Origin of the sequence: Streptomyces sp. NPDC001270 (genome assembly GCF_042896695.1) — a bacterium.
Classification (GTDB): domain Bacteria; phylum Actinomycetota; class Actinomycetes; order Streptomycetales; family Streptomycetaceae; genus Streptomyces.
Window position 1 is genome coordinate 34041 of record NZ_JBIAXM010000027.1, and the last position, 13728, is coordinate 47768.

A 13728-nucleotide genomic window follows, 5' to 3' on the forward strand; every position below is an offset into this window, starting at 1 on the left:
ATCCCCGCCATGGCCTCCCACCTGGGCCGGGACACGCAAACGCCCCCCACGCACCCGCCAGAGCCAACCTACCCTTGCTGCCTTCCGGCCCTGGGGGAGTTCAGTCAGATAGCGCCGCGTGAGGGGCTTTGCACAGGGTACCCGATCTCCGCCCGAGGAACGAGTTCGCGAGCACTCCTCAGGATCATGTAATGTTTCCGGCGGAGGATTCGCCTAGAGGCCTAGGGCGCACGCTTGGAAAGCGTGTTGGGGGCAACCCCTCACGAGTTCGAATCTCGTATCCTCCGCCATTGCTCTCACCGGGCAATACGTCGAAGGGCCCCACCGGTCACGGTGGGGCCCTTCGACGTTGTCCGTCTCAGTTTCCGTCTCAGTTGACTTTCCGGGCCGCGTCGGGCGACTCCCAGAGGACGTCTCCGACTTGTTGCGCGACCTTCCGGAGCAGCGTCCCTGTCACGTGCATGTACCGGGCCCGCATCCGCGCCGCTCCCCCGGGCTCCCAGCCCGTGATCGCGTCGACCACGACGTCCGGGACGCCGAGGATCAGAAGGACGGTCGCGGCGGTGTGGCGAGCGTCGTGAAGACGGCCGTCGCGCACGCCCGCGTCCCGCAGCAGGCGCTTCCAGACGTGGAAGTCGGTGTTGGGGCTGGGAGGACCGCCGGTCGGCGAGGCGAAGACGTAGCCCTAGCCCCAAGGCCGTTCAGTTTGCGGGTGGGGCGCGTTGTCAAGGGCGGGGGTGAGGATGTCGATGCTGGTGGTGGCTTTATAGCTGGTCCGGTCGATGCGGGGTCCTCGTGCCTGGTACTTGGAGATGGCACGTTTGACGATTCGCGGGCTGACCCGTAGGCGCCGTGCGGGAAGCAGACCGGCCAGGACGTGGCGGCCGATGGTGCCCGCCAGGTCGATGACGGTGCCGGCGAAGACGCCTGCGGCCAGGATGATCTGGTCGCGGGCGGTCTGCCAGGCGATGCCGAAGCCGGCCCGGTCCGGGTCGATGCCCGCTTGCGTGTTGGTGGCGTCGGCCATCGCGGTCCGCAGCAGTTGGTAGACCACGAGCAGGGCGTAGATCTCCTGGTCGATGCCTTCAGGGGTGCGGGCGCGCAGTACCCGGCCACCCAGGATGGTCGACTTCAGTTCCATTCCAGGTAGGCCGTTTCGATCTCCCAGCGCTGGTGGTACAGCGTGGTCAGCTCGGCTGCCGGGTGGCGGTGGTGGTCGATCAGGGTCGTGGCGAGCCGGTAGAGGCCGGTGTGCTTCCCGGCGGCGGTGGTGATGGTGATCTCGCAGTCGACGACACGGACGCGCAGGTCGCCCAGTACCGAGAGATAGGAGCCGTCCCGGTAGCGGGCCAGGACCGGCATCCTGCGGCCGTTCTTGAGCCGGACCAGGACGTGGGCCCCGGTGGCCGAGATGTCCGTGATCAGCTTATGGGCGGCGAAGTTGCGGTCGGCCAGCAGGATCATCCCGGGCCGGAGGCTGGGCAGCAGGCGTGGGGCGTAGGTGGTCTCGCCCGCGGTGGTGGGGCCGAACACGGCGTCAATGAGGGTGCGGGTGCCGCAGGCGACCAGAGCCAGGAGGCGGATCTGGGGGTATCCGGTGCCGCCGTGGTTGCCCGCCTGCTTGGTGAACCGGGTCAGGACTGCGGGGGTGTCGGGGACCGTCAGGGTGGTGCCGTCGATCGCAACCACCAGCAGACCTCGCCAGCGGGCCGCGGGGCCGTGCGGGGTGGGAGCCGGGCCGCGCAGCAGGCCGAACAGCCATCGCATGGGCGCCGCACCGATACGTCGGTGGGCCTGGGCCAGCGCGCTTGCTGTCGGCGTGGCCAGTGGCAGGCCGGACAGCGCGCCGGTGAGCTTGCACCACACGCCGGGATATCCCACCTCCGGGAACAGACACGCGGCCAGGACCAGGTAGACCACGACCCGGGAGGGCAGATCCCGCAGCCGCGACTGCACGGCCCTGGTGGCACTCAATGCCTCGTCGACCATCTCGAAAGGGATGAGCTGGGTGAGTTCGCCGAGATGACCGGGTGCAAACCGGCCTCCGGCCACTGTCACGACACGTGTGATGGCAGACTGTCCGGACAGCGGAGCCTCCGGTCTTTGTGAACGGCTTGTCTTGGTCGACTGCCAGTTCTACCGGGGCTCCGCTCCTCATGTCCGGCGAAACCGCAGCTTACGGCTCCTGGACAACCCCACCAACCCGCAAACTGAACGGCCTTGGTACTAGGCGCACAGGCCCGCTGCCCCTGAACAGGGAAGACCCAGCTCACCAAGATCCCCGGCAACACCCAGGGCAAGAAGATGGTCCTTGGGTCGCCCATTGAGACATTGAGAGCTACAGGCATCGTCAGTGGTGCTGTCTAGAGTGCGCAGCATTAGCGCTGGATCGAACACACAGGGGTGCGACATGAAGGAGCCCGAGCGGTTCGTACTGCTGCGGATCACTGGTAAGTACGGCGGCAGTGTCGTAGTCGAGCTGAACGACTCCTACGCCCCGGGCATCCCGGACGTGAAGGGACAGCTCCTGGTCCACAACGACTTCGTGGCCGGTGTCCTCGACACCTATGTCGATCCAAGAGACCTGGCCGGCTGGGCACACGTGCTGGATGAAGTCGCCGCGGGGCACGACGCCGTCTGGCGTGAGGCTGCGCGAGTCGCCGAGATCGGCATCCGCCTGAACTGGCGGGAGGACGACCAGGACGGGATCACCGTCACCGTCGCAGACCAGCAGACCACCAGGCTGGCCCTCACCCTCGAAGTGGACCGCGGCTGGATCGACGAGCAGCGTGCCCTGCTCGAAAGGCTCCGTGCCGTCTGGGCGCACTTGATCCCGGCGGAATGAGAGGTTTCGGAGGAGGTCGGCCCGTGCCACAGGCGTGCCGGATTGCGCGCGGGGAGGCCGGACCGACGGTCCGCAGTCGAGGGCGCATCGATCTCATGGCCGTGTTGTGCGACGGCTGTTGGAATCGGTTCGCCAACGAAATGGCGGAGAGAGAGGGCGCTACGGCAGCACCTCGGCCCGAGCTCGACCCTGACGATGTGACGTTTGTGGAGCCGCCATCGTGCCGCCTGTGCGGGGCCGTCGTGCGGATCTATCCCACTGGCTACGATCGATGGGTCCATTTGGCCATGACAGAACTGCCGGCCAAGCACGTTCCTCGGCCTTTCCGATGGCGGCTGGTCGAGATCAAGCCTCCTCACTCGCCCGTCGTGGTCGACGTCGTGGCGGTCCGAGTGCGCGGCATTGACCCGACCCCGGGTGAGCTGGTGACACCAGCCCATCAGTTCCTGTGCGCTACGAAGCAGGCCGAGCGATCGGATGTCAAGAGATCACTTGATCATTGACACCAGCGGCTGACACCAACAGCCGCGAACACGGTCGGATTCCGGCGCACTCCAGCAGCCGGCGCTGAGTCCCTTTCCCAGCGAAACGATCCGCTCAGGGAATCGAGCCTCCACGAAACCCGGAGCGGTTCAGGCAGACCGCGCCCTGGTCTCCATTCTGGTCTCATTCATCCCCGTCCAGCACCGTCCGCCACCCGCCAGGGGGGAACCCGCCCCATGCGATGCCCGCGTACCACGGGATGCAGCATCCTGGGAGCGGCGCCGTGACTCCGGCCCGACCGTGACACTCCCTGGTCCTACGAGGTGTACCCCGTATGAAGTCCCGATCGACACTGGCGACATGGCTGTCCGGCCTCGACGGTTCTCGGCTGGCGCGTGTGCTCGACGTACGAAGGGACGCCGTGTCCCCGCCGGAGCCGCGCTCGGTGGGGGAACTGGCGGACCGGCTTCAGCGCCCGGGATCGGTGGCACTGGTCCTGCCGCGGCTCGCGCTGCCGCACCTCCAGGTGGCGGAGGCGCTGGCGGCGCACGGCGCACCCATGTCGCACGATGCCCTGGCCGAGCTGCTGGGGACGGTGGGCGAGGCGACCGCTCGTGACGACGAATCCGCTCATGACGACGATCCCGCTCGTGACGACGGAATCACGCGTGAAGACGGAATCACCCGTGACCTGGACGCCGCGCTGGCGGTGCTGGCCGATCACGCTCTGGTCTGGCCGGACGGCGCGGGGAAGCTCCGCATGGCCGCACCGCTGCGGCAGGCGTGGGACACGCCCCTGGGGCTGGACGCGCCGCTGGAGCGGCTGCTCGCGGGCGCGACCTCCGACGAGCTGCGCGGCATGCTGGTGGCACTGGGCACCAAACCGCCGGGCACCAAGCCGCAGCGGCTGGCCGCGCTGGTCGCACACCACAGCGACCCGGAGCGGGTCGCCGCAGTGGTCGCCGAGGCACCCGCGGCGGTCCGGGAACTGCTCGGACGCCGAGCGGAGACCGTGCCGGAGGAGCCGCGGTTCATCATGTTCGGCACTCCCGGTCCCGGCCTCGAAACGGGCGAGCGATGGGCGCTGGAGCGGGGGCTCCTGGTCCAGGAGCGTCACCGCCACGGTCCGGCACGCATGCCTGCCGAGGTCGCGCTCGCGCTGCGCGGACCGGGCTGGCACGCCCCGTTCACACCCGCCCCGCCCTCCGTGCGCATGGCGTCCGTCGGCCGGAGAGCGGTGGACCAGGAGGCATCGGCTGCGGCCACCGCGTTCGCCTCCCATGCCGCCTCGGTCCTGTCGGTCTGCTCGGCGACCGCGCCGGCCCGGCTGAAGTCCGGTGGGATCGGTGCGCGTGAACTGGCCCGGATCGGCAAGGCCGCTCAGGCCGACGACGCCGTCGTACGCCTCGCTCTCGAAACCGCGTACGCTGCCGGGCTCCTGGCCCGGGACGGCGATCGCGTGGTTCCCACCGAGGCGTACGACACCTGGGCGGAACAGGAACCCGCGGAGCAGTTCGCCACCCTGCTCCGGACGTGGCGGAACCTGCCGCTCACCCCCACCCAGGCCCGCGACGAGGACAACAAGGCGCTTCCCTCCCTCGCGGGAGCACCGCCCTGCAACGGCTGCGTGCAGGCCCGGCACGGCCTGCTGGACGCGGCCGAACGGCTTCCCGCGGGGCAGGGCGCGAGGGTCACCCCGGATCTGGGGCCGCTGATCGGCTGGTACCGCCCGCTCGCCCACGCAGCACCCCAGGAGGGAACGCCGTTCGCCACCGTGATCCGTGAGGCCGAACTCCTCGGCGTCCTCGCACGCGGTGCCCTGTCCGCCCTGGGCATCCACCTGCGGACCGGCGACACGGAGGGCCTGGACGTCGAGTGCCGGCGGCTGCTGCCCTCGGCCACCACGACGACACGGATCGGCGCCGACCTCACTGCCGTCGTCACCGGCACACCGTCCACGCGGCTGGCCTCGCTCCTGGACTCCGTCGCCGACCGGGAGACCAGCGGCACCGCATCCGTGTGGCGGTTCAGCCCCGGCAGTATCCGTCGGGCACTGGACGCCGGCCGTGCCCCCGACGACCTCACGACCGATCTGGCCGCCGTCGCCGTCGGCCCCCTGCCGCAGCCGCTGTCGTACCTGATCGCCGACACCGCACGCGGCCACGGCCGGGTACGCGTCGCCCCCGCCGCCTGCGTCCTGCACGGCGACGAGCCCGCCCTCCTGGCCGAACTCGCCGCCCACCCGGGACTCGCCAAGCTCGGGCTGCGACAGCTGGCGCCGACGGTGCTGGTCAGCCGCAGCCCGGTCGACACGACGCTCGCCGCGCTGCGGGCCGAGGGGTACGCCCCTGTCGCGGAGACGGCCGACGGCACGGCACGCGTCGAGAAGGGCCGGCCCCGGCGGGCCGCCGCTCCCGTACCGGCTCCGCGCGGCACCGGCACGAGGGCCGGCGGCCGGAACGCCGCCCCGCGCGCGGCGAAGGCATCCGCCGCCGTCGACCCCCTCGTGCTGGCCGCCCGGCTGCTCGCCGCCCCGCCGACCACCCCCGAACCCGCGCCGTTCGACGGGGGAGGGCCCTTCGGCACGGACACCGAGGAGATCGTCGCGGGGTGGGCGAAGAACCTGGCCTACAGCGATGTCCGTCAGCTCGCCCATGCCATCGACACCGGTGAACCCGTCACCGTCGAGTACGTCGCCACCTCGGGGAGCCGGACCGTGCGCACCCTGAGCCGACTCGTGCTCGACCCGCCCTATCTCGACGCCTGGTGCCACCTGAGGAACGCCGAGCGCGTCTTCACCCTCTCCCGCATCCACGGCGTCATGGGCTTCACACCCGACTGAGCGGGAGGGGAAAGGTCTCGGTTCACGTCCCGGTGCTGGGTCGTTCCGCTCGCTCCCCTTGCGAGACGTCGTCACGAGGCGTCGTCAGGAGGTTTCGTCACGAGACGTCGTCGGCGGGCGCGTGTGGATTGGCGGCCGTCCCCTCGGTGTTCAGCAGCACGATCACCGAGTCCGTGTCGAGTCCCAGGGCCGTACGGCGGGCGTCGCCGTCCGGGCCGGTGAGGATCGTACGGAGGCCGGCGAGTGCGGCGGCGCCGCAGGGGCCCGCGGAGACGCCCAGTGCGGCCAGGCGGGCGGCCGCGCGGGCGGTGTCCGCGTCGGAGACGGCCACCGCGGCGTCCAGCCCGTGGTTCAGGTAGGGCCAGGCGATGCTGGACGGAGTACCGCAGTTCAGGCCGGCCATGATGGTGTCGCCGGTGGTGACGGAGACGGGTGCGCCGTGGACCAGGCTCGCCAGGACGCAGGCCGCGGACCGGGGCTCCACCGACAGCAGCGCCGGCGCCCGCACGGAGGGACGGCTGCGGTAGTGGGTGACGACGGCCTGGGCCAGGGAGCCCACACCCACCGGTATGGAGACCAGATTCGGCCCCTCGCCGACGCCGTCGGCCCTGAGCTGTTCGTCGATCTCGGCACAGAGAGTGGAGTAGCCCTCGACGATCCATCCCGGGATCCGCTCGTAACCGGGCCAGGCGGTGTCCTGGACCAGGACCGCGCACGGCTCCGCGGCCTCCTCGGCGGCTCGCCGTACCGCCTCGTCGTACGGCCCCTGGACCTCGGTGACGGTCGCCCGCTCGGCGACGATGGCCGCCAGGGCCTGCGGATGCACGCCCCGGGGGACGAAGACGTGGGCGCGCTGCCCCAGCAGGCGGGCCATGCGGGCCACCGCCCGGCCATGGTTGCCGTCGGTGGCGGTGACCAAGGTGACCGGGGTCGGGAGCGGGTCTGGGTTCGGGTGGGGGTGCGGGTGCACGTCCGGGTGCACGTCCGGGTGCGGACGCCGGTTGTGGGTCGCGTCCGCGGTGGCTGCGGTTCGGTCGGCGAGGGCCCGGTGGATCGCCCAGGACGCGCCGAGTGCCTTGAACGCGGGCAGTCCCAGGCGGCACGACTCGTCCTTGACGTAGATCCGGCCGACCGCCGACTCCGCCTCCAGTACGGGGAGCCGGGTCAGCGGGGTGGGCGAGTAGTCGGGCAGGGTGGCGTGGAAAGCGCGTACCCCGGCGGGGGCGGGTGCGCAGCGCCAGGCGCGGGCAGTGGGCCGCACGATCCAGGGGGGCGTGGGGTGCGCGGAGGGGGGAGAAGGGAGCTCTGGCACATTTTCAGGGTCGGGCAACGGGTTGCGTCCGGTCCAGTGAATGCCTTCGCTCAATATTCGTGATTTCCGCAGCATTGGTCAGGCATTCGTCGGTAATACCGATCGACCGGTGGAGAAAGAGTCCGGCAATGTCGCCGAACGGCCACACGCTCTGCCTTCCGGCGCCGGGCGAAGGTGGTGGAAGGTCCGGTCCGGCTGCGGGATCCGGCCCGGCTTCGAGGTCCGGTCCGGCTGCGGGATCCGGCCCCGGAGGCATGCGTACTCGTCGGCATGGGGACAGCCCTTCGCGTTCCCCGACGGGCGGCGCGGCGGCCCGTCCGGGCCGTTCGCCGCCCGGGAACACGAGGGGGCGCGCGGGCGCTCGTACGACTCGTCCGTGGGTTCCGAGGGGCCAGTACGCGGGTTCTGCGGGACAGCGGGACAACGGGACAAGAGGAGCAAGAAGGGCAAGGGAGATAAGAGGGACAGGGAGGCTGCCGGTATGACCGTGACATTGATCACCGGAGCGAACAAGGGGCTCGGCTACGAGACCGCCCGCCGGCTGATCGCACTGGGGCACACGTCTACGTCGGCGCCCGCAGCGTCGAACGCGGTCAGACGGTCGCGGCCCGGCTCGGGGCACGGTTCGTACGGCTCGACGTGACCGAGGACGACTGGGTGCAGTCCGCGCTGGACGTGATCGGCGAGGCGGAGGGACGCCTGGACGTCCTGGTTTCGATGGTGACGGTGCAGTACGCCAAGGCACTTCCGGAATTCAAGGTCAACGCGGTCGAGCCGGGATTCACCGCCACCGACCTCGCCGGGGGCCCCGGATCCGGCGGGCGTCCGGTCGAGGAGAGTGCCGAGGTCATCGTGCGGATGGCGACTCTCGGACCGGACGGGCCCACCGGTACGTTCCAGCAGAACTCCGGGGAACTGCCCTGGTGAGCCGCCCGCAGCCGGAGAGCGGGCGTCACCTCAACGGGTGAACAGCGCTCGGGACCGGCCCCCGGGCCGAAAACCCTCGTGATCGCGGCTTCCAGGCCGCGGACGGCCGCCCGGCACCGGCCTGGGCCGGGCCCGGGGATGCGCGGCGGCGAGTGCTCCGGTGGTCCGTTCAGCCGATCCGGTGTTACCTGGAGCGAGGGGACACACCGGTATGAGTGAGGACTCACCGGGGCAAAGGAGGCCGAAATATGCGCAGGAAACCGGTCATGCGAGCCTTGGCCGCCGCTCTCCTCGCAGGCGGTGCGATCGTCGGAACGGGAGCGGCAGCCAGCCCGGCCTCAGCCGCAGTCACCACGCACGGCGTCGCGGCGCTGTCCCACAGCAGCTTGCCGAACGGCGGCGGTGGATGCCGCGGCGGCTTCAACCGTGGGTTCTGCGGAATCGGGGCCGGATACGGCTTCGGCTACGCACCGTTCGGGTTCAGCCCCTTCGGGTACGGCTTCGGCAACGGCTTCGGCTACGGCAACGGCTATGGCTACGGCAACAGCCCTGTGGTGATCGTCGTCCGGTGACGCATTGACGGCATCGGGAGCACCGAGACACGGCGAACGACCGACAGAGCGGCAACTGGAACGCGGAGGCTCCGGCCGGGTGGCCGGGGCCTTTGCGCTGCGCTGGCTTGGGCGGGGTTCGCTGCGGCGGTGTTGTAGGTGGTTGCGCAGTTCCCCGCGCCCCTGAAGGGGCCGATAGGCCGCCAGTCCGCTGCCAGCGCGTCGCGGCTGAGCGCGCCGTTCCCCGCGCCCCCAAGGGGCGGACAGGTCGTCGGTCGGCTGTCGGTGGGTCGTGGCTTGTCGCGCAGTTCCCCGCGCCCCTGAAGGGGCCGATAGGCCGCCAGTCCACTGCCGGCGCGTCGCGGCTGAGCGCGCCGTTCCCCGCGCCCCCAAGAGGGGCGTTGCTCGTGTCGCTGGTGGGGTGGGGTTTCCGGGGGTGGGGGTATGTAATCGGGTCGTGAGCGGGCCCCGGGAAGAGGAGTTTCACCAATATTTCACCGACTCGGGTTTCCCTGCTGTTACGGAGTCCGACTGAATCGTTTTGGCGGGTCACCACCCCCTATCCCCGATACCTGCGATTACGTCACTCGAAGGAGGGTGGCGTAGGGTGGCTGTCCTAATAACTGTCTGATTCCATGCCGGAGTTGACGGTTGGTCCGCGCTGCGCGCCGTGTGTCCCCACCTGCATGCCCGAGAGGACTCCGATGCCCGAAACCCCGCCCTATGCAGTGCGTTCAGAGCCCGGCCGGGTGACGGCGGCGGCTTCGGCGCAGCACAGGCACGCCAGGCCCCCCACTCGGGACACGCCGAGTGATTCGGCCATTCGCTCTCAGCCTTCGTCCGTGGTCCGGCTCGCGGTGCTGCCCGCGACGCTCATGGCGCTCCTCGCGCTCGTCGTGGTGTTCGTCGTCCTGCGCACCCAGGAAGGTACCGCCGACGCGACCACCTGGGCCGTGCTCACCGGCGGCGCCGTCCTCGGCTGCGCCGTGCTCGCCGGTGCCTGGCGCTCCGGCCGCGCCGCGAACCGGTCGGTGGCACAGGGATACGCGTCGCTGCGCCAGGTCATCGCGGGCGCCCAGGCCGACCTCCAGGACGTGCTGCGCCGGCTGGAGCAGGGCGAACAGGTGGAGCAGCCGCCGTTCACGCACCAGGCCCCGCCGCAGAACGACCCGCTCGCCCGCATCGCGTACGAGATCAACGTCGGCATGTGGCAGGCCCGGACCGCCGTCGCGCGCACGGCGCAGTTCTCCCGCGCCTCCTCGCCGGACAGCGAGGAGAAGGTCGAGGTCTTCGTCAACCTCGCCCGGCGCCTCCAGTCGCTCGTGCACCGCGCGATCAACATGCTCGACCAGCTGGAGAACGAGGTCGAGGACCCGGAGCTGCTCAAGGGCCTCTTCCACGTCGACCACCTGGCCACCCGCATCCGCCGCCACGCGGAGAACGTCGCCGTGCTCGGCGGCTCGGTGTCCCGCCGGCAGTGGACCCGCCCGGTGACCCTGACCGAGGTGCTGCGTTCGTCGATCGCCGAGGTCGAGCACTACTCGCGGGTCAAGCTGGTGCCGCCGATCGAGGGCACGCTGCGCGGCCACGCCGTCGCCGACGTCATCCACCTGCTGGCCGAACTCGTCGAGAACGCCACGATGTTCTCCGAGCCGCACACCCAAGTCCTGATGCGCGCCCAGCGGGTGACCGCCGGTCTCGCCGTCGAGGTCGAGGACCGCGGCCTGGGCATGCCCCTCCAGGAGCAGACGCGGATCAACACGCTGCTCGCCGAACCGGACCGGATCGACCTCAGCAAGCTGCTCGCCGACGGCCGTATCGGCCTGTACGTGGTGTCCGCGCTGGCCCGCCGGCACGGCATCGCGGTCCGGCTGCAGAGCAACATCTACGGCGGTATCCAGGCCATCCTGGTCATTCCGCGCGGCCTGATCGGCGAGGAGCCGGGCGAGGCCCCGGCCCAGGCGCCCGCCGAGGTGCCCCCGCAGGCCCAGGCGCAGACCCACGCCCAGATCCCCCAGACGCAGGGCCAGACGCAGACCCAGGTTCCGCACGCGCAGGCCCAGGCCCAGATGCCCATGCAGGCCCAGGCCCAGGCCCGGGTACCCATGCAGAGCCAGGCCCAGATCGCGCAGGCACAGGCGCAGATGCCCGCGGGTCACGGCCACACGAGTCAGCTGCCCGCCGCGCAGATGTCCGCGGCGCAGCACCCGGCCGGCCCGGCCGTATCCGCCCATGCCGGTGCCCAGCAGCCCGGCATGCAGCAGCAGCCCGGCATGCAGCAGCCGCAGCCCCGGACCGCCGCCGCACCCACGCCCGCGCAGCACTACGCGGGGGCACCGGCGGCACCCCACGACCACGGTTCCCCGTACGGCGGCGGCAACGCCCACGAAGACCGGCCCCGGCTGCCGCAGCGCCGCGCGCAGGAGCATCTGGTGGCGGAGCTGCGCAACGGTCCCGTCACCCGCCGGGACGACGATCACGAGGTGGAGCACGATCCTGGACTGATGGCCAGCTTCCAGCGCGGAGTCAGCCTCGCCGACCACGAACCCGATGAGCCTCCCTTCGACAGCTCTCGCTGACCGCAGGCTCGGTACTTGTAGCAAGGAGAAGAACGCCACCGTGAGCGACATGCATGCCGGCCAGTCGAAGAATCTGGACTGGCTTCTGGCCGGCCTCGTCCAGCGGGTCCCCTACACCCGCAGTGCTCTTCTGCTGTCTTCCGACGGACTGTCGAAAGCCTTCGACGGGCTGGAAACAGTTGCCGAAGCAGAACACCTGGCCGCCCTGTCGTCCGGCCTGCACTCGCTCGCCCGCAGCGCGGGCATGCAGTTCGCCCAGGGTGCCGATGTGCGGCAGGTGGTGGTCGAACTGGACACCGCGCTGCTGTTCGTGTGCGCGGCGGGCTCCGGGGCCTGCCTGGCGGTCCTCGCCGACCGGGAGGCCGACGCGGCGGTGCTCGGCTACGAGATGGCCATGCTGGTCAAGAGCGTCCGCCCGTACCTCGCCACGCCGGTCCGCCAGCAGACGGCCGGCGCCTCGATGGATCCGGGGCGCTGAGAATGACGGACACCGAGGACGGTTCGTGGCTCGATGACGACGCCGGGCGGTTAGTACGTCCGTACACGGTCAGCAACGGTCGCACCCAGCCCTCGTCCCACTTCGACCTGCTCACCATGGTGATGGCCACCGGCACCCGGCCGCACACCTATCTGGGCCCCGACTACGACCAGGTCCTCGCGCTGTGCGGGGTGCCCATGTCGGTGGCCGAGGTGTCCGCCCATCTGCGGCTGCCGGCCGTCATCACCAAAGTTCTGCTCTCCGACCTCGTGACGCACCAGGCACTCACCACCCGGGCGCCGCGCGTCGTAGAGGCGGCCTCCCCGACCGACCGAAACCTCCTGGAGGCGGTGCTGCATGGCCTTCGCAAGCGGCTCTGACCCCTTTCCGACCGCCCTGAAGATCCTCATCGCCGGAGGCTTCGGGGTCGGCAAGACCACCTTCGTCGGAGCGGTCAGCGAGATCGAGCCGCTGAGCACCGAGGAGTTGCTGACCACGGTCAGCGCTCGCACGGACAGCCTGGTGGGCATCGAGGACAAGTCGACCACGACGGTGGCGATGGACTTCGGACGTATCACGCTGAGCGCGGACCACATCCTGTACCTGTTCGGCACACCCGGGCAGGAACGGTTCTGGTTCATGTGGGACGAGTTGTCCAACGGGGCGCTGGGTGCGGTGGTCCTCGCCGACACCCGGCGCCTGGACCACTGCTTCGCCGCCGTCGACTTCTTCGAGCGGCGCGGCATCCGGTTCATCGTGGCGGTCAACGAGTTCGACGGCGCCTACCGCTACGACGCCGACGAGGTGCGGGCGGCCCTCGCCCTCAAGCCCGACGTACCCGTCGTGATGTGCGACGCGCGGCAGTGCAACTCCGGAACCCGCGTGTTGATCGATCTCGTCAAGCACCTGCTCGCATCGACTCCCGGCCATGTGCCCGCGGAGCTTAACCCGTCGCGCTGAGCCCCTCACCTCGACCGAATGGAGCCCTGCATGTCAGCCCCGGTTCCCTACCACACGTCCTACGACCCGACCAGCCATCTGCTGCTCACCCCGGAGGACCGGGACGCGCCCGCCCGGGTGGCCAGGCTGCGCGAACTCGGACTGGGGGAACTCCCCGTGCCGGAGTTCGACGAGTTCGCGCGCAATCTCGCGCACACCACCGGCGCGCCGTTCTCGATGGTCAACTTCATCGACGAGAACCGGCAGTACTTCGCCGGTCTGTACGCCGCCGGCCGGCCGGGCGTGCAGCTGGAGTCGGCGCCGCAGCAGCCCCAGGTGGGCCGGACGATGACCCGTGACCAGGGCTACTGCCCGCACGTCGTGGTCCGCAAGAAGGCGCTGGTGCTGGAGGACGTCTGCGACTATCCGCGGTTCGCCGGCAACCCCGTCGTGGACGAGATCGGCATCCGCTCCTACATGGGTGCGCCGCTGATCGACCGGAAGACCGGGATGGCCCTGGGCACGATCTGCGTCGTGGACACGGACACCCACCCGTGGGGCCGGGAGGGCCTGGCGACCATCAAGTCGCTGGCCGATCAGCTGTCGGACCGGATCCACCAGTTGGAGACCCGGGGCGGGATCTGAGCCACCCCGGCACGGGGCGCGGGGCCACCGCGCGCGGGCCGGGCGCCGGACCGGATGCGCAGGAGCCGCGGACACGGTGTCGTGTCCGCGGCTCTCTGCCGTTCGAGCGGCTCTCTGCCCTTCGAGC

12 protein-coding genes, 1 tRNA gene, 1 other RNA gene and 2 pseudogenes are annotated in these 13728 nt (G+C 70.5%); 11 read left to right on the top strand and 5 right to left on the bottom strand.

The genetic code is table 11. The annotated features are described in order from the left end of the window. Positions 1 to 35: 35 nt before the first annotated feature. Positions 36 to 130, bottom strand: an RNA gene (gene ffs / locus ACFY2B_RS33900) — signal recognition particle sRNA small type. Positions 131 to 202: 72 nt separating this feature from the next. Here ffs and ACFY2B_RS33905 point away from each other — a divergent pair. Then, positions 203 to 290: transfer RNA gene (locus ACFY2B_RS33905), tRNA-Ser, on the top strand. 80 nt (positions 291 to 370) lie between these two features. On the opposite strand, the pseudogene ACFY2B_RS33910 reads toward ACFY2B_RS33905, so the two are convergent. From ACFY2B_RS33910 to ACFY2B_RS33920, 3 genes and pseudogenes are all read right to left on the bottom strand, one after another. Further along, a pseudogene (locus ACFY2B_RS33910) lies at positions 371 to 685 on the bottom strand (tyrosine-type recombinase/integrase); the annotation flags it as partial. After that, positions 686 to 1141 (bottom strand): hypothetical protein, encoded by a 456-nt coding sequence (locus tag ACFY2B_RS33915; protein ID WP_390766906.1) that lies wholly within the window; start codon positions 1139 to 1141, stop codon positions 686 to 688. It lies immediately after the preceding pseudogene. Continuing rightward, positions 1132 to 2058 (bottom strand): IS4 family transposase, encoded by a 927-nt coding sequence (locus ACFY2B_RS33920; RefSeq protein ID WP_390766907.1) that lies wholly within the window; start codon positions 2056 to 2058, stop codon positions 1132 to 1134. Before ACFY2B_RS33920 ends, ACFY2B_RS33915 begins: the two co-directional genes overlap by 10 nt. 352 nt (positions 2059 to 2410) lie before the next feature. Between ACFY2B_RS33920 and ACFY2B_RS33925 the strand changes: the two genes are divergently transcribed. The 3 genes from ACFY2B_RS33925 to ACFY2B_RS33935 all read left to right on the top strand — a co-directional run bounded on the left by ACFY2B_RS33925 (position 2411) and on the right by ACFY2B_RS33935 (position 6170). Beyond that, positions 2411 to 2845, top strand: coding sequence for a DUF5959 family protein (locus tag ACFY2B_RS33925; protein ID WP_389734312.1), 435 nt, complete (start codon positions 2411 to 2413; stop codon positions 2843 to 2845). Between the two features lie 140 nt (positions 2846 to 2985). Next, positions 2986 to 3348, top strand: coding sequence for a DUF6083 domain-containing protein (locus ACFY2B_RS33930; protein WP_390766972.1), 363 nt, complete (start codon positions 2986 to 2988; stop codon positions 3346 to 3348). Between the two features lie 314 nt (positions 3349 to 3662). Beyond that, a complete protein-coding gene (locus tag ACFY2B_RS33935) occupies positions 3663 to 6170 on the top strand; it encodes a helicase C-terminal domain-containing protein (protein WP_390766908.1) in 2508 nt (835 codons plus the stop codon). 97 nt (positions 6171 to 6267) lie between these two features. On the opposite strand, the gene ACFY2B_RS33940 is transcribed toward ACFY2B_RS33935, so the two are convergent. Further along, positions 6268 to 7482, bottom strand: a complete 1215-nt coding sequence (locus ACFY2B_RS33940; RefSeq protein ID WP_390766909.1) for a diaminopropionate ammonia-lyase — start codon at positions 7480 to 7482, stop codon at positions 6268 to 6270. A gap of 481 nt (positions 7483 to 7963) precedes the next feature. On the opposite strand from ACFY2B_RS33940, the pseudogene ACFY2B_RS33945 reads away from it, so the two are divergent. The 7 genes and pseudogenes from ACFY2B_RS33945 to ACFY2B_RS33975 all read left to right on the top strand — a co-directional run bounded on the left by ACFY2B_RS33945 (position 7964) and on the right by ACFY2B_RS33975 (position 13601). After that, positions 7964 to 8409 (top strand): annotated as a pseudogene (locus ACFY2B_RS33945) (SDR family NAD(P)-dependent oxidoreductase). 248 nt (positions 8410 to 8657) lie between these two features. Further along, positions 8658 to 8981, top strand: a complete 324-nt coding sequence (locus ACFY2B_RS33950; protein ID WP_390766910.1) for a hypothetical protein — start codon at positions 8658 to 8660, stop codon at positions 8979 to 8981. Positions 8982 to 9802: 821 nt separating this feature from the next. After that, complete coding sequence (locus ACFY2B_RS33955; RefSeq protein WP_390766911.1) at positions 9803 to 11539, top strand: sensor histidine kinase; 1737 nt, start codon at positions 9803 to 9805, stop codon at positions 11537 to 11539. A 49-nt stretch (positions 11540 to 11588) separates the two neighbouring features. Next, the gene (locus ACFY2B_RS33960; RefSeq protein WP_390766973.1) at positions 11589 to 12017 is read left to right on the top strand and encodes a roadblock/LC7 domain-containing protein; all 429 of its coding nucleotides are present in this window, start codon (positions 11589 to 11591) and stop codon (positions 12015 to 12017) included. A gap of 2 nt (positions 12018 to 12019) precedes the next feature. Beyond that, positions 12020 to 12397 (top strand): DUF742 domain-containing protein, encoded by a 378-nt coding sequence (locus tag ACFY2B_RS33965; protein WP_390766912.1) that lies wholly within the window; start codon positions 12020 to 12022, stop codon positions 12395 to 12397. Continuing rightward, a complete protein-coding gene (locus ACFY2B_RS33970; RefSeq protein ID WP_390766913.1) occupies positions 12375 to 12977 on the top strand; it encodes an ATP/GTP-binding protein in 603 nt (200 codons plus the stop codon). The genes ACFY2B_RS33965 and ACFY2B_RS33970 overlap by 23 nt, the downstream gene beginning before the upstream one ends. Before the next feature lie 30 nt (positions 12978 to 13007). After that, positions 13008 to 13601 (top strand): GAF domain-containing protein, encoded by a 594-nt coding sequence (locus tag ACFY2B_RS33975; RefSeq protein ID WP_390766914.1) that lies wholly within the window; start codon positions 13008 to 13010, stop codon positions 13599 to 13601. Positions 13602 to 13728: the final 127 nt, after the last annotated feature.